Raw genomic sequence first — 25686 nt, 5'->3', positions numbered from 1 at the left:
TTCTGTGTCATCAGGCAAAAATCGCCGCGGACATTTATGCCGCGGCGTATCTTATTGCTTTATTTTCTTCAGTATTTCTCTATTTTCCTCTTCTCTGTCTGGCTGCCTCAAACAGCAGAATGGAGGCCGCCACCGCCGCGTTCAGCGACTCCGTACATCCTTCCATGGGGATACGTATCCTGCAGTCTGCGCATTCCGCAACTTCCTGACGCAGACCGTTTCCTTCATTTCCGATCAGGAACGCACAGCCCCGCCGGTAGTCTTCTCCGTCGTAAGTGCGCCTTCCTTCCAGATGTGCCGCATATACGCGCAGCCCTCCGTCTTTCAGCTCCATTACCGCCCCCGGCAGATCCTCAACACGGTAAAACGGAAGCCGGAAAATAGCGCCCATTGTAGAACGGATTACTTTCGGATTATAAACATCCACACAGTCTTTGCTCATAAGTATGCCGGATGCTCCGGCAGCCTCCGCAGAGCGAAACACTGTTCCCATGTTTCCCGGATCCTGAAGATTATCCAGAACAAGAACAAGAGGCAGTCTTGCTCTTCCTGCAGCGCCGTCTCTGGCTGCAAAATGTCCTTCAAAGGGATCCTGCATAAATGCACGCTGTACATGAGTATGCGCAGCCGCTTTTTTCACACCTAATATATCCGCGAAACTGTATTCCGGCATATGTACCGCAGCCAGTACGCCCTGAGGCGTCTTTGTATCTGAAACCCGGGCAAACACTTCATCCGACAGCGTCTCCGTCCGGACTCCGGCCTTTTTGTATGCAGCTGTCTGCTCCCCGCATTTTTTTTCATAACTTTCGGATACATAAAGGCAGTCAATCCATTCCATCGGGATCTCTTCCGCCATGCGGGGCCCTTCTGCCAGGAACAATTTTTCTTCTTCCCGGATCCTGCTTTTTTCTTTTAACCGAATCAGTTCTTTTACCTTCTGGTTTGATGTACTCGTTATCATAATTCTCTCTTTTCAGTCAGCTGTTATTTTTTCTTTGAATCAAATTTTTCCAGGATGTCGTTGGCGCCGATCAGGATCAGTATACCTTCTGCCGGCAGCGGAGCAGCAGGATCAAAAGTTACGTTTACTTCTTTTCCGAGAATAATGCCTACGACATTAATGCCGAACCGCTCACGCACTTTCAGTTCCGCCAGACTCTTTCCAACCCATTTTTCCGGTACGATTGTTTCCACCATACTGTAATCGCTGGACAGTGCGATCCAGTCTGTAAACTCTCTCGCCACAAGATTCTTTGCCACACGGCTTCCCATATCAATTTCAGGATACACGACAATATCCGCTCCTACCCGCTCAAGAATTGATCCCTGAAGCTTATCTTTCGCCTTTACCAGTACTTTGGGTATTCCCATTTCCTTGCATAACATTGTTGCCATGATACTTGCCTCAAAGTTTTCGGATACGGCAATTACCACGCCGTCCAGATTTCTGCTTCCCAGAGATTCCAGTGCATCGGGATCCGATACATCCGCTTTGATTGCATAGGCAACCTGTTCCGATATTTCCTGAATTTTTTCATAAGATTCATCTACTGCAAGGACATCACACCCCATGGTTTCCAGTGTGGTCGCCACACTCCATCCAAAACTTCCGAGTCCTAAAACCGCATACTGCTTTTTCATAATTCTTTCCTTTCTGTTTCCTGTTATTCGCACAAAATAAACTTTCCCCTGTTTCCTTTTTCCAAACTATCCTATCATAACCCGTTTTTCCGGCAGTTCTCTGAACTGAGTGGACTTATTGGCGCGCCCGGAAAATACAAGTGCCATTGTCATCGGCCCGATTCGCCCCGCATACATAAGAATCATCAGGACAATGTGACTTCCGCGCGTCAGATGCGGAGTCAGATCAGCAGAAAGTCCCACAGTTCCCATTGCTGATGAAGCTTCGTACATCAGATTGAGCACATCCTTTCCCGGCTCAAAAATCGTAAGCGCCGCGACACCGCACAGCCAGAATGTAAATGTAACAACAAGAATGGTAACCGATGAACGGATTACATCTCCTTCTATCCTTCGTCCGAAACATTCCGTATCTCTCTTTCCCCTGAGAACACAGATTACAGTCAGAAGCACCATGGCCATTGTCGTTGTCTTAATACCGCCTGCTGTTCCCCCCGGAGATCCTCCAATAAACATCAGCACACATCCCAGAAGCCGGGAGCTTTCTGTAAGCCCGGACTGTGATACAGTGGCAAATCCTGCTGTCCTGGTCGTTACCGACTGAAAAGCAGACGCCATAAACTTTTCAAACACATTCATATTGCCGATGGTTTCCGGATTGTTGTACTCCAGAATAAAATATCCCAGTGTACCGGACAGAAGGAGAACCGCCGTCATGGTAATTACAACTTTGCTCTGCAGCTCCAGTTTTGTGGCTACTCTCCGCTTTGGCATCTTCTTTTTCACTACAGTTCTGATTGTAGACGCCACGTCATGCCATACTGTAAATCCGAGACCGGCTGACACGATCAGGAACATAGTTGTAAAATTAATCAGCGGAGAACTTACATACTCCATAAAACTGCTGTTTCCGATAATATCTACTCCTGCATTACAGAATGCGGAAATAGAATGGAAAATACCGTACCAGATTCCCTTGATTACTCCGAACTCGGGGATAAATTTAATCATGAACAGCACAGCGCCAATTCCCTCTACAAGGAATGTACCCTTCAAAATCCTGATGATAAATTTGACCATTCCGGACAGGGTATCCAAACCGTATGCCTGCTGGATCAATATCCTTCCTTTCATACTGATGCGCTTTCCAAGGATCAGAAAAAAGGATGCCGTACATGCAATAACTCCCAGTCCTCCGATCTGTATCAGAATCATCATAATGAACTGACCGGCCAGCGTAAACTGTTCTGCCGGAACGACCGTCACAAGACCGGTCACACAGACGCAGGTCACTGATGTAAAAAGTGCGTCTATGAACTCAATCGGCTTCTGATTACTAAACGGCAGCCAGAGCAGCACGCCGCCAAGAAAAATTACGCCGAAAAACCCCAGCGCTACAATCTGCATTGTTGTCAGCCTGACCCTTCTGGGGCTTTTTTTCTTTTCTTCCATAAACTTACTCTCCTGTTTCTTCGCTTTTACAGTCCGGCATTCCGCACACAAAAAAAGCCGGAACACCGGACTGTTCACAAGGCTATACTAACACACGCACCTGCCAATGACAAGCTAAGGAATCGTAAAAAAAGAGCCTCTGACGGCTCTCTTTTCGCTTATACTTTAAACCTGTATCCCACGCCCCAGATCGTTTCAATATACTGGGGATGTGAGGTATCGTATTCAATTTTTTCCCTGATTTTCTTAATATGCACCGTAACTGTGGCAATATCCCCGATAGACTCCATATCCCATATTTCCCGGAACAGTTCCTCCTTGGTGTATACGTGGTTCGGATGACCTGCCAGGAAAGTAAGCAAATCAAACTCTTTGGTTGTAAAGGACTTCTCTTCTCCATTAACCCACACACGTCTTGCCGTTGTATCAATCTTCAGTCCCCGGATCTCTATAATCTGGTTTTCCTCCACATTACTTCCGATCAGACGCTCATATCTTGCCAGATGCGCCTTAACCCGGGCTACAAGTTCGCTGGGGCTGAATGGTTTTGTCATATAATCATCTGCCCCCAGCCCGAGTCCTCTGATCTTGTCGATATCATCCTTTTTCGCGGACACCATGATAATGGGCGTGTTCTTTTCGCTCCGTATCTGCCGGCAGATCTCAAATCCGTCCACACCGGGCAGCATCAGATCGAGGATGATCAGATCAAATTCGCCGTTAAGGCCTTTGTTAAGACCTGTTTCTCCGTCGTTTGCCACCTCGACCTCAAAATTACTCAGCTCCAGGTAGTCTTTTTCCAGATCGGCAATACTCTCCTCATCTTCTACAATTAAAATACGCTTATTCATCAATCGGTACCTCCTGATATTTTCTTACAACAAAATACATTGTTGTGCCGGCGCCCTCTTCACTGGTGGCCCAGATATTTCCGCCATGCTCTTCCACAATTTTCTTGACAATAGAAAGGCCGATTCCGCTTCCTCCCTTGGAAGAATTTCTGGAAGCATCCGTCCGGTAAAACCTGTCAAATATGTACGGCAGATCCCGTCCGGATATGCCCTTTCCATTGTCGCCCAGTTCAACCTGAATAAAGTCTCCCACGTCCTTTATCTGCATTGTGATCTTTCCCCGAGGCTTATCCATATATTTGAGGGAATTTGATACAATGTTGTTGATAACCCTTCTCAGCTGTTCCGGATCCACTATAATTCTGCAGTCCTGCTCCATAAAATTATGATAACTGAACTCCACATTTTTGGCATCAAGTTCCATGGAAAGATCCTCCGCGCAGTCTTCAAAATAGCCTCTGGCGGATACAGTCGCGAAATTATACGGTATCCTGTTTGTATCAATCTTGGAATACAGCGTCAGCTCATTAATAAGAAGGTCCATCTCATTAGCCTTATTATAAATCGTCTTAATGTATCTGTCCATCTTTTCCGGCGTATCAGCCACACCGTCCATAATGCCTTCCACATAGCCCTTGATGGCTGTAATCGGTGTCTTCAGATCATGGGAGATATTACTGATCAACTCTTTATTCTCCCTGTCAAACTCCACCTTCTCCTCCGCGTTTGCCTTCAGCCGCAGTCGCATCTCCTCAAAATCCTGACACAGCTGCCCGATCTCGTCGTCTGATTCCTGACGAATCTCAAAATCAAGATTTCCTTCCTTAATATTTCTGGCCGCCTTCTGAAGTTTCTCCAGCGGAACAGAAACCGAACGGTATATCCAGTAAATCAGAAGCCCCGCTGTAAAAAAAACAACTGCAAGATAAAGCTGTTGAAGTTCATCCGCTTTGCCCGGAACAAACGTATGCATGGCAACCGTCATAAAAATCATCGGCAGAATCATAACCGCCATAAACACAATTACAAGTTTTGTACGAAGCTTCATCGAATTATCCTTTCTGTCAGAATATTCTTCACAAAGGGGTCCGCCCCCTTTTGCCGAAGTTGTCTGACTTCTTTCTATTTTACAGGTCTTCGTTTTTTCCGTCAACCCATTTACTTTATATCGCCGCTTCTCTCCCGGTCCTCCATCTTACGACAAAGGACCGCTCCTTCCGGTTTCCCGGAAAGGAACGGTCCTTCCTTCTTCTGATTATTTTATTCGCACTGTGGTTTTATCCGTCTGTACGTTTTTCACTGCGTCCAATCAGCTTCTTTTTTTCCGGACATACACGGCAGTTCCTGCCATTCCCAGCGCAAGAACGCATGCAGCCGCTGCTCCGAATACATTAGTTGTATCTCCGGTCTGTACAGCATTGGAGCTGTCCGCGCCATCTGTACCCTGGCCGTTTCCGCCTGTCTGCTGGTCGTCTCCGCCCTGAGGATCTGACGGCTGATCCGGTTCGCTCGGATCTGTCGGGTCAGTCGGATCACTCGGGTCGGTCGGATCACTCGGATCTGTCGGGTCGGTCGGCTGCTTCTCCTCTACTGTTACTGTAAAGGCTGCCGTTTTTCCGCCATAGGTTACTGTCACGGTCTGTTCCCCTGCTGTATCCGGGTCATAACCGCTTACTGTGTAATCTCCGTCCTTAACTTCAGCTTTGCTGCCGTCGCTGTATACTGCGGTAACAACAAGGCCGCTCAGATCCAGTTCTTCTCCCTGAACGTACTCTGTCTTTGTCGGGCCTGTAATCTCGATCTTCTCAAGGACCGGCTCCGGCTCTTCACCTTCTATTACTGTTACAGTAAATGTTGCAGTTTTGCCTTCATACGTTACAGTAATCGTCTGCTCACCTATCGCGTTCGGATCATAGCCGCTTACCGTATAGTCACCAGTCTGAAGCTCAACTTCGCTGCCGTCGCTGTATACTGCGGTAACAACAAGGCCGCTCAGATCCAGTTCTTCTCCCTGAACGTATTCTGTCTTTGTCGGGCCTGTGAGCCTAATCTCATCAAGGGTCGGTTCCGGCTCTTCTGCTGACTTCACAATTGTAATTGTATAATTCAGCGAAGTCTCATGATCCTGTGCATAGCTGGTAAGCGAAACTGCCGTTTCATCACCGTCAAGGCGAATCATGCGCTCATTGCTGTTGTCAAACAGGATATCCCCGATATAAACCAGTCCGCTTTCTTTCATTGTTGAGGCAAGCATATTAACTGCCTCAACATCTTTGCCGACTGTAAGGGTATATTCATTCACATCCGGATCAAACGCCGGCTCCAGTGTTCCCTGATCAAACGTAAGACCGGAAAGTCTTGCATCTGTATCATATGTCTGAGAAGTAATCACACGGAGACCGAACAGGCCGCCTGCGTATCCGCCGGTGCTCTGGAATTTCACCGTCACTTTCGAGGCTCCGTCCTCAATATAATCTGTAATATCATACAGATCCTCATAGAACACGTTTGTTCCTGCTGAATTGTTAATTGTAACAGTCCGAAGCAGCTGATCGTTTACATAAATCTCAAAGCTGCGGCCCTGATCGCCTGAATACCAGGTACATCCGAGATAGTTGTGCTCTGCTTCCGGATCTACGTTAAGATCATAACTCCACCAGCCGCCCGCGTTTGCATGACGGAATGTTCTTCCGTTAAATGATCCTGTGCTGGTGTCTCCGCCTGTCTTCAGATTCTTCGCGAACTCAGAATTGTTATTGTCAAAACTGTTAAGATAATCCACGCTTACTTCCTGCTCGCGGAGCGCTTCTTTCTCAGCCAGAATTCTGTCCTGAGAAGCCTGAGAATCCGGCTCTTCCAGATTCATATAGATACCGTACCTCTGCTCATGCTGCATGTAATACGGGCTGTAAATCAGTTCCTCTGAATCTGTATTCTTTAACTGGAACTGAATTCTTCCATCCTCACTATCCTCAATCCGGACAAAGTTTTCCACAATATTTGCTTTCCACTCTTCAACGGACATATTCTGAACCGTGATTGTATCTTTCGCGGATGTATCTTCAGTTCCGACTCTTACCAGGATTCCATTTCCCTGGGAAGCGTCAATATCTTTGTCGCCAAGTTCCGCTGCCAGTACAACCGGGCCATACTTGAATGCTACAAAGTTCTCATTATCTGCAGTTGACTCGATTTCCACCTGCATCGGCATTGTGTAGGAAATTTCATCTCCTGCCTTCAGACCCTCCAGTACAAAGAATCCGTTCTCTGCCGTCACATCCTGTTCTTTACCGTTTACTTTAATAACTGCATCACCTGCCAGCCACTCCGGCTGACGAAGCGCTACAGACGTTCCGTCCGCAATATCATTTACCGTATATATAACGGTATCATCGTTCGGAATGTTCGCATCCTGTGTAAGACTGATTCCAAGTCCTTCATCTTCAATGGCTGAGCTGTAGAACATATTTACATACAGGGTATTTCCCTTAATCTGATAAATATAGTCGCCCAACTTGGAGAAGTTCTCCATACCGGTTCCTGTACAGCACCAGAATTCATCATACGGTCTGTTATATACCTTGTTGTATCCGGCTGCCATCGGCTGGAAGTACATTGTTGTACCGGTCTCCGGATTCTGTGACGCAAGAATCGCATTTGTAAATGTTCTCTCAAAATAATCCAGATATTTGGGATCCTGTGTCTGATCGTAAAGCGCTTTTGTAAGTTTCAGCATATTATATGTATTACATGTCTCACAGGTCAGCGCTCCGTCATAAGATCCTTTTGTCGCGTCATAGCACAGTTCACCCGCATTGTGGAAATGCTCGCTCTGGCTGTTTCCTCCGGTGATATATGTGTGGTCATTTACCACGATATCCCAGAAGTTCTCAGCGGCAGTAAGATACATATCCAGATTGTCTTTTTCTTCCTGCGTCAGTTTATCGTAGTATTCTTCATTTTCAGTAAGCACGCTGTATCTCTTTACTGCTCCCGTGAATTTCGGAATTGTGGTATTTGCGTGTTTACCGCTGAGCACGTCCTGGCCTGCTGCCAGCTGCTCGAACAGAGACACTTCATCAAAGCACTCTGCCGCCTCTTTGATGTGATCGTTTCCTGTAATGCGGTACAGTTCATAGAGAGCCTCATTCATACCGCCGTACTCGATCCAGAGTACCTGCTGTTTATTCGGAAGATTTGTACAGCGGTTGTACAGATACTCTCCGAAGTTCTCTGCAATTGTGATAGCTTTGTTCTTTACTTCCGTATCATCTACATTTTTTGCAATGTCAATCAGTCCTGCCAGCACTTTATGCAGATTATAATATGGAACAAGTACTGTGCCGTCGTCCGCTGTAGGAGCGGTTCCGCCGTCAAATCTGGCAAGTACGCCCTCCGGGAACGCGGAAATATATCCTGCGCTCTGCGGATATGTCTCGGCATATGCATTCTGACATTTCTCCAGTCCGTTTACAGCTGCCTCAATCTGTTCCATAAGCTGTGCCTTTACATCCGCATCGTCCTCACTCAGATATGCCTGAGAAAGAGCTGACATATAATGCCCGAATGTATGACCACGGAAATTGGATGCTCCGGTTCTCTCCCATCCGCCGTATCCTTCCTCCGTAGTAGGTTCCAGTCCTGCCACATTATAGAATTCATACAGGAATTTCTCGGAGCTCAGGCTGAGGAGATACTCCTTTTCTTTTGTAAACGCATTTACCATATAATCATCAGACAGTGTAACATCATCCATAAGGCTTGTGTCTGACAGATCCATCGGCTTCTTCGCAAGTACGGTCACATCAAAAGTCTTTGTTGCCGCTTCTCCATCCATGAATACTGCAGTTGCTGTCAGCGTCACTTCTGCATCCGGTTCGCCGACCTCCGGTCTGGTAATCACACCGTTATTATCCATTGCTGTTCCTGCAGTTACTTCCCAGGTAATCACAGAACCCTGTGCGCCGACCGACGGAAGCGCAAGATTTCGGCTTGTCTCAGAAGGAATACTCAGCGCCTCCAGGTCATCCTTTGCAATCTGCGCCTTGTCAATCTCACCGCCGTTTTCTTCATACAGCGCCATTGCCTCTTCCTTTGTTGCCGTATCGTTGAACAGTTCGTAATGATCCAGCGCTGCCTTCAGATATGAGCCATTATAAGCCGGTCCATTGTAACCGATTGACTTCTGCATACTCTCGTCTGATCCGAGCACGCCGTCACGGTCATCATTAATTGCATAGTCTACTGTAGATGTCTGCTCAATACCATTGCGGTAGAATACCACTTCTTTGCTTGCACTGTTATATGTCACAACAATATGCGTCCACTCGCCCGCCGGGAAGAACTCCGAACGATTCGCCTTTACGCTTACCTTGTAAGGCTGTCCCGCATTTTTTCCCTCTCCGATGGATAATGCAAGCGGCACATTATCGTTTTCTGATGACAGATACCAGCCGTCTGTGTAGTATTCGTTTTTATTCCACGAAATAATTCCCTCACCGGTCATTGTCTGCTCCGGATTGATCCAGAATGACAGTGTCAGATTCTTCGGCTGCAGATCTGTATTTTTGCCGAGATCAATGTATGTATTTCCGGTAAGTTCCAGGGCTTTTCCGCCGTTTGCTCCTTCTACATATTCATAACCTGATCCGGAAAATTTGATGTCCGTATTTATTCCGGTACCATCTGTCAGGTTATCCTCAAACTCCAGATCCAGCACCTGGTTTTTCAGTCCGGAAGTTTCTGTTTCTTTGTTTTCCTCATAAAGAGCCAGCGCCTGTTCAGCCGTTGCTGTATCATTAAACAGCTCATAGTGGTCCAGCGCTGCGTTCAGAAAAGCATATCCATACACAGGTCCGTTGTAACCTATAGATTTCTCCATATCCGGATCTGAACCGAGAACGCCGTCCCTTCCCTCACCGACAGCATAATCCACGTTTACGGACTGTGCTTCACCATTGCGGTAAAATGCAACGTCTTTTGTTTCGCTGTCATAAGTAACAACAATGTGTGTCCACTCGCCTGCCGGGAAGAATTCCGCGCGGTTTCCTTTCACGCTCACCTTATACGGCTGTCCGCCATTTGCCCCTTCTCCTACAGAGAGGGCCAGCGGGGTATTGTCGTTTTCTGATGTAAGATACCAGCCGTCCGTATTATATTCCTGTTTATTCCAGGAAATAATCTGCTCTCCCGTTATCGTCTCATTCGGATTGATCCAGAACGACAATGTGAGATTTTCCGGCTGAAGTCTCTCATCCTTGCCCAGATTCACATAAGTACTTCCTGTCAGGCTCAGAGCCTGTCCGCCGTTTACGCCATCCACGTACTCATAGCCGTCGCCGCTGATCGAAATATCGGCTATGGTGTCCGTTCCATCTGTCAGTTCTCCCTCAAATTCCAGATCCAGCACCTGATTTTCCAGCGCGTCCCCGGCCCTGCCGGCGTCATCCGCCGCCGGAGCTGCCATTGCCGGCAAAACAGATGTCACCGTCATGGAAAAGACAGACAGGACAGCGATGAAGCTTAATTTGTTTTTCTTCATCCTTTTTCCTTCCTCCTCTACTACAATAATATACCATGTTATTTTATTATAGTAGGAAATATCCTGATCAGCCAGAAGGGAATTCCTGATTTGTAAAATTTTATCAATAATAAACAATACAAATTTTCATATTATATCCGAAATTTTAATATATTTTATTTTTTCAATTCCAAAACCGCGCATTTTGTTTGTATTTTTCTGATTTTATTTGTTTTTGATCAAAAAAAATCAACTTTTTCCATTCCGGTTTACCGAAAATATATCAAAATCCGGAATGGAAAAGTTGATTTTATTATATCATTTCTCACATTTTAAGCCGCACGCCCGTCAGGCGGCATGACAGAGACAGTTTTTTTACTTCAGGTATATAATATTACAGATATTTTTTCAATGTTTCCACTTTGTCCAGCTTCTCCCAGGGGAGATCAAGATCATTTCTTCCAAAATGTCCGTAAGCCGCTGTCTGTTTGTAAATCGGTCTTCTCAGATCAAGCATCTTTATAATTCCGGCCGGACGCAGGTCAAAGTTCTCCCTTATAATCTCAACCAGTCTGCTGTCCGATACTTTTCCTGTGCCGAATGTATCCACGGAAACAGAAGTAGGCTGAGCTACGCCGATGGCATAGGAAAGCTGAATCTCGCAGCGTTTTGCCAGTCCTGCCGCCACAATATTTTTCGCGGCATAACGTGCTGCGTAAGCGGCAGAGCGGTCAACCTTGGTGCAGTCCTTTCCGGAAAACGCGCCGCCGCCGTGGCGCGCCTTTCCGCCGTAGGTATCCACGATAATCTTTCTGCCTGTAAGTCCGCTGTCTCCGTGGGGTCCGCCGATTACAAAGCGTCCTGTCGGATTGATAAAGAATTTTGTTTCAGAATCTACCATGTTCTCCGGAATAATCGCATCAAAAACATACTTTTTAATATCTTCGTGGATCTGTTCCTGGCTCACGTCCGGATCATGCTGTGTAGAAAGTACGACCGCGTCCAGTCTTTTCGGAGTGCCGTTCTCGTCATACTCTACTGTCACCTGTGTTTTTCCGTCCGGGCGCAGATAAGGCAGCGTACCGTTTTTTCTCACCTCAGTAAGTCTGCGGGCAAGTTTATGCGCCATTGCGATAGGATAAGGCATATATTCCTCTGTCTCATCTGACGCATATCCGAACATCATGCCCTGATCGCCTGCACCGATAGCCTCAATATCGTCATCCGACATTTTATTTTCCTTCGCTTCCAGCGCTTTGTCAACACCGAGAGCAATATCTGCGGACTGCTCGTCAATAGTAGTGATCACTCCGCAGGTATCTGCGTCAAATCCATATTTTCCTCTTGTATACCCGATCTCACGCACGGTATCCCGCACAATCTTCGGAATATCAACATACGCTTTTGTTGTAATTTCTCCCATCACCATTACCAGTCCTGTTGTACAGCATGTCTCACATGCCACACGGCTCATGGGATCCTGCTCCATCAGCGCGTCCAGGATCGCATCGGATATCTGGTCGCACATCTTATCCGGATGTCCCTCTGTAACCGACTCTGAAGTAAATAATAATTTTTCCATACAATTCTCCTTTCTTTGCTTTCTCTTTCGGATTGTCCGTCCGGCCGGATCGACTGACGCAGGTCTGGTTCCGCTTTGCTCCATCTCACCCGCGGGCGTCCCGCCTATGCAGATATGCTCCTCTGGCCATTGGCACAGAGCGCCATGTCCGCTGAAGCTTATGCCCGCAGTCAATCCTGCCAAACGAAAACAGCCCGCGTAAGCGGACTGTTGATATTTCATAACAATCCTCTTATTGTTCGATTGCTCGCTCAGGTTGGCACCTTCCTTTACAGGGGTTGCCGCAGCTTCACAGATCCTTTGTATCTCCACTGCTCTGAATAAGAGAAAGTCTTATTTATTTGATTATTATCGTTCCAATATGAAACTGTACAATGAAACATGGGAAATGTCAATACTATTCTGCCCTTTCCTGATAAAACAAAACATTTTTCCGCATCAGAATCTCCTGCTGCAGAAAAATGTTTTATTATTTATCCGACCTTCAGTCTGAATTTCTGTATTTCTTTCTCACTGGACACCTTTTCAATCACTCCTCCGAGGCTTCTGAGTTTCTCCTCAAACCGCTCATATCCTCTCTGGATATATACGATGTCGTCTACAATTGTAATTCCTTCCGCCGCGAGCCCTGCAATACATAATGCAGCTCCTGCCCGGAGATCCGGCGCGCTTACGCGGGCTCCCGAAAATCGTTCCACCCCTTCAATGGTAGCAGAGTTGCCATCTACCTTTACTACCGCTCCCATACGGGCCAGCTCTCCGAGATATTTGAATCTGTTTTCAAAAATGCTCTCTGTAATGGTACTTGTTCCTTTGGCCAGTGCCAGAACAACGCCGATCTGAGGCTGCATGTCTGTAGGATATCCCGGATAGGGAAGTGTCTTTACCTGCGTGCTTCTCAGACGCCCCTTTGCCACAACTCTTACTGCATCATCAAATTCTTCCACCTCGCACCCGATATCCACCAGTTTTGATATGGTAGCATCCAGATGCTTCGGAATTACATTCATAACTGTCACATCGCCCTTGGTCGCAGCAGCGGCAAACATAAATGTGCCGGCTTCAATCTGATCCGGAATAATAGAATATTCCGACTTATGAAGACTTTTCACACCGCGGATCTTAATAACGTCCGTTCCTGCGCCGCGGATATTTGCGCCCATACTGTTAAGAAAATTGGCAACATCTACCACATGGGGTTCTTTCGCCACATTTTCCATAATTGTAAGTCCTTCTGCCATAGCCGCGGTCATCATAACGTTGATCGTCGCGCCTACAGAGACTACATCAAAGTACAGATGTGTGCCTCTTAAATGTTCTGCTTCGGCAACAATCTTCCCATGCTCAATATCCACGTCTGCGCCCAGAGCACGGAATCCTTTTAAATGCTGGTCGATCGGTCTGCTTCCGATATTACATCCTCCCGGAAGAGCTACTTCTGCCTTTTTGTACTTTCCCAGAAGAGCGCCCAGCAGATAATAGGATGCTCTTATCTTCTTGATATAATCGTACTCAATATTGAAATCTCCGATTGTACTGCCGTTAATCTTTACCGTATGCCTGTCAATTCTCTGAACCATTGCGCCAATCCCGCTGATCGCTTCAAGCATTACATTGACATCGTTAACATCCGGAAGATTATCAATTAAAACCGTCTCGTCTGTCATAATCGCTGCCGCCAGAATTGCAAGTGCCGCGTTTTTGGCTCCGCCAATTTCAACTTCCCCTACCAGCGGGTTACCGCCCTTAATTATATACTGCTCCATTTCGCACCTCGACTCCGAATTTGCTGCTGCATCCGTATTTTGCCTCTATCATTGTCGCCGGAAACTTTACCCGTCCCCTGTTCAATGTATCTTTGCATCTGTAATATTTCTGTAATATCTGTCGATATTATACCATAAAAAGAAAATTTGTAAAATTCTTTTTCCTTCCCGCACAAGACAGCGTTCCGTTCAGGCTTCGTACAGCTTTGCGGCAAATACCCCGGAAATATTCATTTCTCTATCTATAGCATGCCTGTGCCAAATACATATAATAGTCTTTTACCGGCACTTATGTCAAGTGTTTTTCTTATCCGAAGCCTTTCTGTATCCTGTCCCCGCCTGCTTTCTGTATTTTTTCTTTTTCCGTTTTTTCTGCTGTTTGCGATACTCTCCCACCGCGTTGATCACATTTTCTATTGTATCCTCAATCCGGCAGCCGTCCTCGCATACAGTAATATCCGCATATTTTTCAAAGTATGGAACCCTCTCGTTGTAGAGATCCCTGAAAGACTGGTCTTTCCTCAGAACAACGCCGCGTTTTTTCGGATTGTGAATTCTCTTTTTTATTGTTTGATAGGAAGCCTTTAAATATACAACCGTTCCGATTTCTTTGTAATGCTTCATGGCATCGCTGCAGTAAATTACGCTTCCGCCCGGCGAAATAACAGAATTCTCCGCTTCCAGATCTGCATTGACCTGATTTTCAATTTTCAGGAAACCATCTTGTCCAACTTCCGCAATGATTTCCCGCAGCAGTTTTTTCTCCTGCTCCTGAATCAGCAGATCCGTATCTATAAAATTCATTCCCAGGCGCTTTGCCACTACAATGCCCACTGTACTTTTCCCTACAGCAGGCATACCGATAAATATAAGATTACTTTTCATATGTCTCTCCCTTGCCGTTTTTCCATTCCGTATGTCAGAGTCTGAACGTCCCTGTGTTTTTGTCCGTTTTCCTCTGCGCCGGTTCCTCTTAACCGGCGCGTTTTTCTGATGATTATAACATGTTTCCTGTTGTCAGTAAAACTTACGCCTCATTCTTCTTCGTCCGCTCCTGCGCCGGTACAGTTCCTGATAAAGCATTACTTCCACCAGATCCCTGAGCCATCTGCCGCCATGGTCCGTATCGGAGGAAATTCCTGCCATGCTTTCACTGCGGAACAATTTTTTATTCCGTTTTATGTTCTCACAGATTCTGCCGCACATCATTCTGAGCTGCAGTTTATCCGGATACTGATCATAAATCATACTGCTTTCATATGCCATACGGTCGCATTCTTCTTCCACATAAGGCAGTACGTTTTTTGCGATTTCCGGATACATGCTTTTGAGATATTCAAAATCCATCCGTTCAATTCTTTCATCGTCATAGTCAAGCGTCATCGGATACGCCATATAATAAGGCAGTTTCTGATCCATTTTCTCACTCCCAGACAGACATTATATATATAATATATGCCGGAAATCCCGGGAAGTGAATTTTCCCGGAAAGATCCGGCATTGTAAACCATATATTATTCTGTCCCGAAACCAGCCGCTTCAATCGCTCTCCCGGAGTACCCGCTGCACTTCCAGCCTTATTCCTCCCACACCGATAATATCGTCCTTCTGCAGCGGCATGGGCTGCTCTACCCGCTGTCCGTTAAGAAATGTGCCGTTTCTTGAGCCCTCATCTTTCAGATAAAGCTGATCCCCTCTGCGCACAATCACGCAGTGCGCTTTCGATATCCTTTTATCCTCTGTAAGCGGAAGGTATTTTTCGTACATTTTCCCTTCCCGGGCTCTGCCGATACCTACGACGTCATAAAATACAAAGCTGTATTTTTCCCAGCTGTCAATATTCTCAAGAATAATTTTCCACTGTCTCTTTTTCTTTCTCTGGGGCCTGGAATCCTGAGGCGCCTGGTTCTGCCCCTGTTCCGGCCGGCGGACCGCTCTCCGCCTTGCTGTATCGTACTGATCTTCTTCATTCCCGCCATAGTTTGGCTGCCTGCGGCCCTTCCGGCGGGGCGCCGCATTTTCAGCCTTGCGTTTTTTTATGCTGATGAACGACCCTGCCAGCATCCCGGCACATCCGGCAGCAAGAAGAATCATTATAATCCAGTATGACATGCTACTCATGAAATTATCACTCCTTTAAATCCATATACTACTATACTTTTCCATTACGGGCAAGCACGAATGTATTTTTTATCAATCTTTGTCGACTGCTTCTCTATCCCGGTATGGCATATTCACTGCAATTATGTTAGAATAGCGTCAGTGTATCCCGGGTATATTTCCTGCAGACCGGCACGGAAAATGCAGCCCGGAAATATATACAGCAGCAAAAGGAGATTACTATGAGTACGATCCGTCCATTCCGGGCAGTCCGCCCGAAGGCAGAACTTGCCGCTTCCATAGCGGCACTGCCGTATGATGTATACAGTACTGCCGAGGCACGGGAAGTAATAGCGGAAGAACCGCTGTCATTCCTCAGAATCGACCGCCCGGAAACACAGTTTCCCGAAAACACAGATCCTTATTCTGATATTGTTTACAAAAAAGCCAGAGAAATTCTTGACGGAATGATTGCCGACGGCTCTTTTATACAGGATGAGAATCCCTGCTTCTATATATATGCGCTCACCATGGACGGCAGGACCCAGAACGGCATTGTAGGCTGCGCCTCTGTGGACGACTACCTGAATCATGTAATTTTAAGGCATGAAAACACACTGGAAGAGAAAGAAACAGACCGGATCCGTCATGTGAGCGCCTGCAGCGCCCAGACCGGACCGATCTTTCTCACATACCGGCCCCGGACAGAGCTTAAAAAAATCATAGCTTCCGTAAAGCGGTCACCGTGCCTCTATGATTTCACGGCCAGCGACCAGGTGCGCCATCAGGTATGGCGGATCGATCAGAAATCCGAAATCGAGAATATTTCTCATATTTTTTCAGATATATCCCGTCTTTATATCGCCGACGGGCATCACAGAGCTGCTTCGGCCGTAAAGGCAGGATTGCGGAAAAGAGCCGAAAATCCGGACTTTTCAGGAGATGAAGAATACAACTATTTTCTCTCGGTTCTGTTTCCGTCAGATGAACTGCATATATATGACTATAACCGGTGCGTGCTGGATATGAACGGCTATACAACTGAATCATTTCTTGATAAGATAAAGAATGAATTTGATATTGCCCTTTCAGGCCAGAAGCCGTTCAGACCTTCTCGGAAAGGTGAATTCGGTTTTTACTGCAGCGGCAGCTGGTACAGGCTGCGCGCCGAAAATGTTCCGGACGACGTCGGACCTGTCAAAAGTCTTGACGTATCCATTCTGCAGGACCGCATTCTTGACCCTGTATTTGGCATCAGGAATCCGAAATCCGATCCCCGCATCCGCTTTGTCGGGGGGATACGCGGACTGGAAGCGCTGGAAAAAATGGCTGACAGTTACGGCGGCGCCGCTTTTTCCATGTATCCTACTTCAATGGAAGAGCTGCTGGCGGTAGCCGATGCAGGAATGCTTATGCCGCCGAAATCCACCTGGTTTGAACCAAAGCTCCGAAGCGGTCTGTTTATTCATCGTTTCTGATACTGTACACATGTACATCAGACTGACAGGCATGCCGCAGCCAAAAAGAAGCGGCAATCATATTATTTTAGATTTAGAGGAGATGTAATTAAATGGAAAGAAATGAACTTTGCTGGTGCGGCAGTGGAAAGAAATATAAAAAATGCCACATGCCCATTGAAGAGAAAATGCTTATGCATGCTGAACGGGGGGAAATCGTCCCTTCAAAATCTCTGCTGAAAACCCCGGCGCAGATTGAAAAGATCAGAGAAAGTGCCGTACTTAACACTGCAGTACTGGACGAAGTTGCAAAGCATATCCGTATCGGGATGAGCACGGCGGAAATTGATGAAATTGTATATCGTTTCACCACAGAACACGGCGGCATTCCCGCGCCTCTGAATTATCAGGGCTTCCCGAAAAGTGTATGCACTTCTCTTAACAACGAAATCTGCCACGGCATTCCAGACGAAAATATTATTATCCAGGAAGGGGATATTATTAATGTGGATGTTTCCACTATCCTGGACGGCTATTTTTCCGATGCGTCGCGCATGTTTAAAATGGGAAAAGTCTCTGACCGCGCCGAAAGGCTGGTCCGCGTAACAGAAGAGTGTGTTGAACTTGGTCTGGCTGCCGCAAAGCCATGGGGACACCTGGGAGATATCGCGGATGCGATCAACACCCACGCAAAGGCAAACGGTTATTCTGTCGTAGAAGAAATCGGCGGGCACGGCATCGGCCTTGCTTTCCACGAAGATCCTTTTGTCAGCTACGTAACGCCAAAGGGCAGTGAAATGCTTCTCGTTCCGGGAATGATGTTTACCATCGAACCTATGATCAATGAAGGCAGCCCCGACTTTTTCGTAGACGAAGACAACGGCTGGACCGTCTACACCATCGACGACGGACTGTCCGCACAAATCGAATACATGGTGCTTGTAAAAGAAGACGGGATTGAAGTACTTACAAAGTAGATTCGGATTCAACAAAGTGGATTTCCGATACAAAAAGGAAAGCAGAAGACAAAAAATTTTTTGAAGACATATTCAGGAGAAACAGACAGGGGATTCTGCTTTTCTGTTTCTCAGTCCGAAAATCCTCTTTAAAAATCCTCCAGGTCTTCTCTCGGATGAAATACGCAGAAAAGGGGGCTGTAAGCCCCCTGAATATTTTCTGGTATTTCTTAATCCGAATTCATTTCAGCAAACCCAGGCCTGATATTTATGCGAAATGCCGCACTCTGAGTCCGATTCCCATGGATTCTGCCAGTTGACGGCTTGCCTTGATTTCTTCATCCGGAAGTACGTCTACCACTGTAAACCGTACTTCCAGTCCTTTTTCTCTGCATTCTGACGCAAAATCCAGCATTCCCTGAAATGCGTTTTCGAACTGCGGTCTTGTTACTTCCATATATTTCTTCTCATTCGGCGCGTTCAGACTTATGGATACTACATCCACAGCGTCCATGAGTTCCGGAACGATATCTTTTCCATTGTAGAGGTTTCCAAGGCCGTTGGTATTAATCCGCACTTTGATTCCATACTTTTCTTTTGCGTATTTTGCAGAGGCAACAAGATTTTCCAGCGCACAGGTAGGCTCACCATAGCCGCAGTACACCAGTTCCTGATATCCGGCAAAATCAAATGCGTCCATGGCCGCCGTCACTTCTTCAAGTGCAGGATCTTTTTTGTGCCAGAGTGTATCTGCATCTCCCACCCCGTCCTTATGACTGCGAATACAAAAGGTACAGCTGCAGTCGCATTTATTTGTCAGATTTACATAAACTTCATTTTTATACGTATATAATATGTCAGCCATTTTCTTCTCCTGCTTTCTGTTTATTTTAATCGCATCAGGCAGTTCACTGTTTCATGCCGTGCGAAACGTATCGCCAATATCCGCCTGATCTGAATTATGCCCCGCTGCTCAGATGCATCATCCGCTGTATTTTTCCTTTCACCCGTGCCCGGTCAAATGCCGCCCCTAAGGCGAAGAAAAATACAGCGCTCCCCCCTGACTGAATAAGACTTCCTGCCAGAGACGCGGCCGGAGTAATAAAAGATCCGAACAGAATTCCTTCCGCCAGATAATAGCCCGTGGCGGAAATCGCCGCCGCTGTAAAGGGCGCCGCCCAGTTTCTGATAGTCAGGATCTTTTCCTGTTTTCCCGAGAAAGGAAGTACGATCATCATTTTTATAATCACAGTAGCCGGAATCCACATAGGAGCTGTCAGCAGATCCGCCGCTCCTCCGCCAATTGCCGCCGCCGCAAGGGCATAAGGTCTGGGGAGAAATACCGCCGCCAGATAAATCAGCGCATCGCCAAAATGAATATAGCCGCCATTTGCTCCGTAGGGAATATGGCAGATATAAGCGGTCATAACCGCAATCATCGCCGCAAAGAGACCTGCAGCCGCCATTTTCACTGTCTTTTCCCTTTCTGTCGTTTTTCCCTGTATTCTGCTGTCTTTCTGCATTCTGCTCTATCCTCCTTTAAGCTTTTCCCTGTCCTGCGCCGGAGTTCTGCTTTGCCAGCATCCACAGATACTGTTCATAGTCAACTCCGTCATTTCTGGGAACGTCACGTTTTGCCGAATCCTGTATCGCCAGCTCTATAATTTTTCCGGCTAATTCCATTATATCTTCCAAAGCGTCTCCTCTGGCCCGGCCGCCGGCAATCATAGACGCAAACAGATCGCCTGTGCCGGAATAACTCTCCCCGATAAACGGAAAGGATGAAAACTCTGTCCGGCCGCCGGCAACCGCCAGATTGCCTACTTTGCGCACACCGTCTGTCTGATCTGTATAGCAGATTCCTGTCACTACTATTTCCGCCGGCCCGGCAGATGTTCTGCTTCCGGTCAGATCCCGGCACATCTGTCCGATTGCTTCCATAAGTTTTTTCTGCTCTCTGATCTCTTTCATCATTCGGTAGTCTGTGTCTGTAAGAAGGCACAGCTCCGTAAGATTCGGCGTAATAATGTCTGCTCTTCTGACCAGTTCCTTCATCATGGACAGGAGCTCCGGCGTAAACATATCGTATTTCCGCCCGTTGTCTCCCATCACCGGATCTGCCAGGAGAAAAGTATCTCCTGTATAAAAATCATCCAGAAAATCAAATACTTTTTCAATCTGACGGCCTCCGGCCATAAACCCGGTATAAATGCCGTCAAAAGATTCTCCCATTTTTTTCCATTCCTTCCGGAATTCATCCATTTTGTCTGTATAGTCATCACAAAAATAACTGGGATATCCGGTCTGCGCGCTCAGGATAGCTGTCGGAAGCGGACATGGCTGCACTCCCATCGACGCTATAACCGATATTGCCGCTGTCAGTGAACATTTCCCGAATCCCGATAAATCATTAATCACTGCTATTTTTTTCGTCATAATATCTCCTGTTTTCCAATTTCTTCTCCGGGAAATAATATCATACAACTGGCTTATTAAAAACGTCCAGTTCCGTACTTTTATACCAGTCCAGTTTGCGAAAATTCGGATTTGTCGAAGTGAACTTCCGGTATTGAAAAAGGAAAACAGAGGACGAAGAAGTTTTTATAAGACGGATTCAGAAGAGGGGGACAGGGAATTCTGTTTCCGTTCCATGAGTTAAGAAAAATAACGGAACCTGGAAATCAGCTAAAAACAGGATTTACAGCGGGCTAACTCGCATGCGCTCGGACAGAGCCCGCTGTAAATCCTGACGCTGATTCTCAGGTTCCTATTTTTCTAAACTCATTCCAGAGTCATCAGAATTCCCTGTCCCCCTCTTCTGAAAGGCGCATCCAAAAACTCTCCGGACTTCCGTTTTTCTGTTCCTCAGTCCGGAAATCCCTTCGCAGATCCTCATAAGACAAAAACAGCGGGGAGCTTTAACGGCGGAGACGGCAGGTGATCCAGGCAGTAGTGATGCTTTAGATCCGGGCAACTGCAGTCGGAACAGCCATCACTTCCGAATATCAGCACAGTGCAATATTTACCAGTAAAGTTCCCCTGATTCTTCCCTTTATGAGGAATTGCGAAAGGTACTTCTGCATTGGGAAAAAGCAGAAATATTCAGGAACTTCTTGCGGATAGAATACACAGGAGATACGGGATGCGGGATCCTTGTGACTCGGAGGAATCTGTCAGAAAAACAAAGGATCTGATGTCTGATGTTAAGGCCTGAGATGAATCTGCCCGAACGCAGTGAGTTTTCATCTCAGGCCTTGCTTTTAATCAGATTTCAGATCCTTTATTTTTCTCAGATTCCGGAGTGGAACAAGGATCCCGCATCCCGTATCTCCGTCCCGTTCTATCCAGGAAAGTCTGAATTTTTTTCGGTATTTCTTAATTCAAGTTCCCTTCGACAAATCCGAATTTCATCAACGGGAAAACGGATCTGTTGTTTTTACGGGTTTGAGTACGATTGCGGAGTGTCTGCCGATGTTCAGGATAATCTCACCGTTTTCCACAATGTATTCGCTGTAATCCACAGTATACCCTTCCTCATAGGAATAGATGAGCTGTTTCATTCTTCCTTCTTTCGGCACTCCGGCATACCAGACCGGAACTGTAATGTTCTGCATCAGTTCTTTACTGTTGTTCAGTATGACAACAATCTGTTCCCCGCCCTGAAATCTTGCGTAGGCAAGGAAATTTTTCTCTGCCTTAAGCAGCTTAATCGAACCTTTGCGAAGCGGTTTTTCTGTTTTATGGATGCGGATCATTTCTTTGTGAAATTCCAGGAGTTCTTTATTCTCCTTTCCCCAGGGATAGGTTCTTCTGTTATCCGGATCTGTAAAGCCGCATAATCCGGCTTCGTCTCCGTAATAAATAGTCGGAGATCCCACCCATGTCATCTGAACAGTCACGGCAATCCGCATTACCGCATGATTAATTCCTTCTTCTGCCGCTTTTACTCCCACCTGGTGAGCCCTCCCCACAATATGGTTTGTGCGGGTCAGGAACCGGGAGTGGTCATGATTTGAAAGCTGATTCATGGCAACCTGAAGAGACGGCGTCAGCATGCTTGCCATAAAATGGCGCATTGTTCCGACAAAATTATCCGGATTCCCCCACAGGTCTGTCCTTCGCTCATCACTGTGTTTCTCCATTCCGGTGAGGAACCAGGTCAGCGGCTCCATGAATGCGTCATAGTTCATTACACTGTCCCACTCGTCTCCCTGCAGCCATTCCACAGGATCTCCATAATGCTCTGCAAGAATCAGCACATCCGGATTGGCGCTTTTCACCTCTTTCCTGAAGCGCTTCCAGAACATATGATTGTACTCGTTACTGCATCCCAGGTCAGCCGCCACATCCAGCCGCCATCCGTCAACATTGTAAGGAGGAGAAACCCATTTCTTTCCTATGTTCATTATATATTGCTCAAGTTCCGGTGAATCTTCATAAGACAATTTCGGAAGCGTGTCATGTCCCCACCAGCCGTCATAGCTTTTGTTGTACGGCCAGGCCTCGTCTCTCTGATCAAAGAAATGAAAATAATCTCTGTACGGACTGTCCTTGCTGACATACGCTCCTTTTGGATATTCCGGCTGCTGTTCGTAGATTCTTTCCCTGTCCATCCATTTATTAAAAGAGCCGCAGTGATTGAATACTCCGTCTATAATCACCCGCATGCCCCGTTTATGCATCTCTGATACAAGATCCGCAAAAAGCTGATTGCTTGCCTCCAGGTTGCGGATATCTCCGGTACGCTTCTGATATTTTGTGGCGTTTATATTGTCTCTTGCACCTTCCGGAAGCACATCGCCGCCGTCCGCTACGATCTTTCCATAGTGCGGATCTATGTAATCGTAGTCCTGAATATCGTATTTATGATTGGACGGCGAGACAAACAGCGGATTAAAATAAATCACTTCAACGCCCAGATCCTGAAGGTAATCCAGCTTATCCATTACCCCCTGCAAATCTCCGCCGTAAAAATTGTGAATGTCCATTTCTGCCGGCGGCTGGTTCCAGTCTTTTATCTTTGTACTGGGCGAACCGATATATATGTATTCTCTGTCCTCTACATCATTGTCAGGATCGCCATTGTAAAAGCGGTCAACAAAAATCTGGTACATTACAGCACCCTTTGCCCACTCCGGTGTAGAGAACCCGGGGACGATTTTGAAAGCATAATAATTTTCTTCGCTTTCACATACGCCGCACCGGTTATAATAGCAGATCTGTTCTCCTTTTTTTATCTCAAACATGTATTCAAAAGGCTGGTTTCCCAGCTGACAGACAATTTCGTAATAGTCAAACTCTCCCCTGCAGTGCGTTTTCCACATGGCATAGCTTCTGCCGCCTGTCAGAATATTTACCTCTTCCACATCATTATGGGCTGTACGGAACCGCAGAAGAATTTTTTCATTTTCTTCCGGCTCCGGCGGGATCACATAATCCTTCGTGCCGTCACAAAACAGCGCCTCCCTGTTCATATATCTCAGCCTCCTCACTTTTAAGTTAAAACAACCTCTGCCGCATTTTGACGGCATAAGGAGCGGACGCTAATCCGCATCCGCTCCACAATTCCCGAACAGTGCCTCAAATTCACTTCTCGTTATTTTTTCTTTCTCCAGCAGAAGCTGTGCGCATGCATCCAGAACGTCGTGATATTCTTTCAGTATCGCACGTGCTTTTTCATAGCACTCATCTATGATCCGCTTCACTTCCTCATCAATTGTTCCGGCAACTTTTTCGCCGTATCCTCTCGATGTATGCCCGAAATCACGTCCGATAAATACCTCATCACTGTCATTATCATAATTAATCAGACCCAGTCTCTCAGACATACCGAATTTTGTAATCATGGACTTTGCAATGGCCGTCGCCTGCTTAATATCCTGAGAAGCCCCGGTAGTTATATCATCGAAAATCTCTTCTTCCGCAACACGTCCGCCCAGAGCCACCGTAATCTCCTGGAGCATATGTCCTTTAGTATTGAACATATCATCCTGCTCGGGAAGAGGCATTGTGTATCCTCCTGCTCCGCCTGTAGGTACAATGGACACACTGTATACCGGGCCCACATCAGGCAGTACATGGAAGAGAATCGCATGCCCTGACTCATGGTAAGCTGTAATCCGACGTTCCTTATCCGATACAATACGGCTTTTTTTCTCCGGTCCGATCCCTACTTTTACGAAAGCATGCCGGATATCCTGCTGCTGAATATAGATTCTGTTTTCCTTTGCCGCGATAATCGCCGCTTCATTAAGCAGATTCTCCAGATCCGCCCCGGTAAAACCGGCCGTGGTCTGCGCGATCTGTTTCAGATCCACATCGTCACCAAGCGGTTTATTCTTGGAGTGAACTTTAAGAATCTCCTCTCTTCCGCCTACATCCGGGCGTCCCACAATTACATTTCTGTCAAAACGTCCCGGGCGCAGAATAGCCGGATCAAGGATATCTTTCCTGTTTGTAGCAGCCATGACAATAATTCCCTCATTGACTCCAAACCCATCCATTTCCACAAGAAGCTGGTTCAAAGTCTGCTCTCGTTCATCATGTCCGCCGCCCAGACCGCTGCCTCTCCGTCTGGCTACCGCGTCAATTTCATCAATAAACACAATGCAGGGCGCATTTTTCTTTGCATCCTGGAACAGATCTCTTACACGGGATGCTCCTACGCCTACAAACATTTCCACAAAATCCGAACCGGAAATACTGAAAAACGGCACTCCCGCTTCTCCGGCTACCGCCTTGGCAAGCAGCGTCTTACCGGTTCCCGGAGGTCCCTCCAGCAGAACGCCTTTCGGAATCCTTGCTCCTACCTGTACATACTTTTTCGGAGACTTAAGAAAATCCACAATCTCCTCCAGTTCTTCCTTTTCTTCTTTCAGTCCGGCCACGTCCGCAAAAGTCACCTTAATCTCGTTCTGTCCGGACATCTTTGCGCGGCTCTTTCCAAAGTTCATGGCCTTTGCATTGGCTCCTCCGCCCTGACGGTTCATCAGGAAGAAGATCAGGGCAATTCCGCCCATTGTAATAAGTACAGGAAGCAGGACCGTACTTAAAACAGACTCCTGCGGAACCGGTTCCAGCCGGTATGACAGGCCATTTTCATCACAGAATGCCTCTACTTCCTCCACATTTGAAACATTCACTTTTCTTGTGGAATTATCGTCCTTAAGTTCAAGGGTAACAATACCGGTCGGCACAGCTCTGCTCTGCTCAATATATACGTCCGTCACATTGTCATCCTCTACTTCTGAGACAAACTCGCTCCATGTCATCTCCTGCTGATGCATCTGGAGCTGGCTTGCCATCCAGAGTACGGCGGCCACAATAACAATAAACATAATAATGGCCGGGCCGCTTGT

17 protein-coding genes, 1 pseudogene and 1 riboswitch are annotated in these 25686 nt (G+C 46.7%); of the genes and pseudogenes, 2 read left to right on the top strand and 16 right to left on the bottom strand.

Annotated elements, in window-relative coordinates; all coding sequences use genetic code 11:
- Positions 1–79: 79 nt before the first annotated feature.
- The 11 genes and pseudogenes from AC0QUU_RS03500 to AC0QUU_RS03450 all read right to left on the bottom strand — a co-directional run bounded on the left by AC0QUU_RS03500 (position 80) and on the right by AC0QUU_RS03450 (position 15936).
- Positions 80–964: a TrmH family RNA methyltransferase gene (locus AC0QUU_RS03500; RefSeq protein WP_474544610.1), complete on the bottom strand. Its 885-nt coding sequence runs from the start codon at positions 962–964 to the stop codon at positions 80–82.
- A 23-nt stretch (positions 965–987) separates the two neighbouring features.
- Positions 988–1644 (bottom strand): potassium channel family protein, encoded by a 657-nt coding sequence (locus AC0QUU_RS03495; RefSeq protein WP_474544608.1) that lies wholly within the window; start codon positions 1642–1644, stop codon positions 988–990.
- A 66-nt stretch (positions 1645–1710) separates the two neighbouring features.
- Positions 1711–3147, bottom strand: coding sequence for a TrkH family potassium uptake protein (locus tag AC0QUU_RS03490; protein ID WP_474544607.1), 1437 nt, complete (start codon positions 3145–3147; stop codon positions 1711–1713).
- Between the two features lie 107 nt (positions 3148–3254).
- Entirely contained in the window at positions 3255–3947 is a 693-nt protein-coding gene (locus AC0QUU_RS03485) for a response regulator transcription factor (protein ID WP_474544606.1), read from the bottom strand.
- Positions 3940–4995 (bottom strand): sensor histidine kinase, encoded by a 1056-nt coding sequence (locus tag AC0QUU_RS03480; RefSeq protein WP_474544605.1) that lies wholly within the window; start codon positions 4993–4995, stop codon positions 3940–3942. Before AC0QUU_RS03480 ends, AC0QUU_RS03485 begins: the two co-directional genes overlap by 8 nt.
- Positions 4996–5256: 261 nt before the next feature.
- Positions 5257–10488, bottom strand: coding sequence for a beta-L-arabinofuranosidase domain-containing protein (locus AC0QUU_RS03475; RefSeq protein ID WP_474544604.1), 5232 nt, complete (start codon positions 10486–10488; stop codon positions 5257–5259).
- Positions 10489–10861: 373 nt separating this feature from the next.
- Entirely contained in the window at positions 10862–12049 is a 1188-nt protein-coding gene (gene metK, locus AC0QUU_RS03470; RefSeq protein ID WP_474544603.1) for a methionine adenosyltransferase, read from the bottom strand.
- A gap of 229 nt (positions 12050–12278) precedes the next feature.
- Positions 12279–12376, bottom strand: a riboswitch (SAM riboswitch).
- 146 nt (positions 12377–12522) lie between these two features.
- The gene (locus AC0QUU_RS03465; RefSeq protein WP_474544602.1) at positions 12523–13815 is read right to left on the bottom strand and encodes a UDP-N-acetylglucosamine 1-carboxyvinyltransferase; all 1293 of its coding nucleotides are present in this window, start codon (positions 13813–13815) and stop codon (positions 12523–12525) included.
- Positions 13816–14208: 393 nt separating this feature from the next.
- Positions 14209–14700, bottom strand: a pseudogene (locus AC0QUU_RS03460) (shikimate kinase); the annotation flags it as partial.
- 132 nt (positions 14701–14832) lie between these two features.
- Positions 14833–15234: a hypothetical protein gene (locus AC0QUU_RS03455; RefSeq protein ID WP_474544601.1), complete on the bottom strand. Its 402-nt coding sequence runs from the start codon at positions 15232–15234 to the stop codon at positions 14833–14835.
- A gap of 120 nt (positions 15235–15354) precedes the next feature.
- A complete protein-coding gene (locus tag AC0QUU_RS03450; protein WP_474544600.1) occupies positions 15355–15936 on the bottom strand; it encodes an FHA domain-containing protein in 582 nt (193 codons plus the stop codon).
- 221 nt (positions 15937–16157) lie between these two features.
- Between AC0QUU_RS03450 and AC0QUU_RS03445 the strand changes: the two genes are divergently transcribed.
- Together AC0QUU_RS03445 and AC0QUU_RS03440 are read left to right on the top strand one after the other, a co-directional pair.
- Positions 16158–17393: a DUF1015 domain-containing protein gene (locus tag AC0QUU_RS03445; RefSeq protein ID WP_474544599.1), complete on the top strand. Its 1236-nt coding sequence runs from the start codon at positions 16158–16160 to the stop codon at positions 17391–17393.
- A gap of 92 nt (positions 17394–17485) precedes the next feature.
- On the top strand, positions 17486–18349 hold the full coding sequence (locus AC0QUU_RS03440) for a methionyl aminopeptidase (protein ID WP_474544598.1): 864 nt from the start codon (positions 17486–17488) through the stop codon (positions 18347–18349).
- A 247-nt stretch (positions 18350–18596) separates the two neighbouring features.
- Here the strand turns inward: AC0QUU_RS03440 and AC0QUU_RS03435 are convergent, their stop codons facing one another.
- The 5 genes from AC0QUU_RS03435 to ftsH all read right to left on the bottom strand — a co-directional run bounded on the left by AC0QUU_RS03435 (position 18597) and on the right by ftsH (position 25665).
- Positions 18597–19193, bottom strand: coding sequence for a TIGR04100 family radical SAM protein (locus AC0QUU_RS03435; RefSeq protein WP_474544597.1), 597 nt, complete (start codon positions 19191–19193; stop codon positions 18597–18599).
- Between the two features lie 94 nt (positions 19194–19287).
- The gene (locus tag AC0QUU_RS03430) at positions 19288–19851 is read right to left on the bottom strand and encodes a TIGR04002 family protein (RefSeq protein WP_474544596.1); all 564 of its coding nucleotides are present in this window, start codon (positions 19849–19851) and stop codon (positions 19288–19290) included.
- 16 nt (positions 19852–19867) lie between these two features.
- Entirely contained in the window at positions 19868–20764 is an 897-nt protein-coding gene (locus AC0QUU_RS03425; RefSeq protein ID WP_474544595.1) for a pyridoxamine kinase, read from the bottom strand.
- 974 nt (positions 20765–21738) lie between these two features.
- Positions 21739–23802: a glycoside hydrolase family 13 protein gene (locus AC0QUU_RS03420; RefSeq protein WP_474544594.1), complete on the bottom strand. Its 2064-nt coding sequence runs from the start codon at positions 23800–23802 to the stop codon at positions 21739–21741.
- 69 nt (positions 23803–23871) lie between these two features.
- A complete protein-coding gene (gene ftsH, locus AC0QUU_RS03415) occupies positions 23872–25665 on the bottom strand; it encodes an ATP-dependent zinc metalloprotease FtsH (RefSeq protein WP_474545511.1) in 1794 nt (597 codons plus the stop codon).
- Positions 25666–25686 lie beyond the last annotated feature (21 nt).

This window comes from Mediterraneibacter sp. HA8405 (genome assembly GCF_056148955.1).
Note: the sequence above shows the minus strand (reverse complement) of the source record. Positions and strands in the feature narration are given on the sequence as shown.

Excerpts from the sequence above, each read along its gene's own strand:
- AC0QUU_RS03500 (WP_474544610.1), bottom strand. The coding sequence starts at position 964 with ATGATAACGAGTACATCAAACCAGAAGGTAAAAGAACTGATTCGGTTA.
- AC0QUU_RS03495 (WP_474544608.1), bottom strand. The coding sequence starts at position 1,644 with ATGAAAAAGCAGTATGCGGTTTTAGGACTCGGAAGTTTTGGATGGAGT.
- AC0QUU_RS03485 (WP_474544606.1), bottom strand. The coding sequence starts at position 3,947 with ATGAATAAGCGTATTTTAATTGTAGAAGATGAGGAGAGTATTGCCGAT.
- AC0QUU_RS03480 (WP_474544605.1), bottom strand. The coding sequence starts at position 4,995 with ATGAAGCTTCGTACAAAACTTGTAATTGTGTTTATGGCGGTTATGATT.
- AC0QUU_RS03475 (WP_474544604.1), bottom strand. The coding sequence starts at position 10,488 with ATGAAGAAAAACAAATTAAGCTTCATCGCTGTCCTGTCTGTCTTTTCC.
- metK (WP_474544603.1), bottom strand. The coding sequence starts at position 12,049 with ATGGAAAAATTATTATTTACTTCAGAGTCGGTTACAGAGGGACATCCG.
- AC0QUU_RS03465 (WP_474544602.1), bottom strand. The coding sequence starts at position 13,815 with ATGGAGCAGTATATAATTAAGGGCGGTAACCCGCTGGTAGGGGAAGTT.
- AC0QUU_RS03455 (WP_474544601.1), bottom strand. The coding sequence starts at position 15,234 with ATGGATCAGAAACTGCCTTATTATATGGCGTATCCGATGACGCTTGAC.
- AC0QUU_RS03450 (WP_474544600.1), bottom strand. The coding sequence starts at position 15,936 with ATGAGTAGCATGTCATACTGGATTATAATGATTCTTCTTGCTGCCGGA.
- AC0QUU_RS03445 (WP_474544599.1), top strand. The coding sequence starts at position 16,158 with ATGAGTACGATCCGTCCATTCCGGGCAGTCCGCCCGAAGGCAGAACTT.
- AC0QUU_RS03440 (WP_474544598.1), top strand. The coding sequence starts at position 17,486 with ATGGAAAGAAATGAACTTTGCTGGTGCGGCAGTGGAAAGAAATATAAA.
- AC0QUU_RS03435 (WP_474544597.1), bottom strand. The coding sequence starts at position 19,193 with ATGGCTGACATATTATATACGTATAAAAATGAAGTTTATGTAAATCTG.
- AC0QUU_RS03430 (WP_474544596.1), bottom strand. The coding sequence starts at position 19,851 with ATGCAGAAAGACAGCAGAATACAGGGAAAAACGACAGAAAGGGAAAAG.
- AC0QUU_RS03425 (WP_474544595.1), bottom strand. The coding sequence starts at position 20,764 with ATGACGAAAAAAATAGCAGTGATTAATGATTTATCGGGATTCGGGAAA.
- AC0QUU_RS03420 (WP_474544594.1), bottom strand. The coding sequence starts at position 23,802 with ATGAACAGGGAGGCGCTGTTTTGTGACGGCACGAAGGATTATGTGATC.
- ftsH (WP_474545511.1), bottom strand. The coding sequence starts at position 25,665 with ATGTTTATTGTTATTGTGGCCGCCGTACTCTGGATGGCAAGCCAGCTC.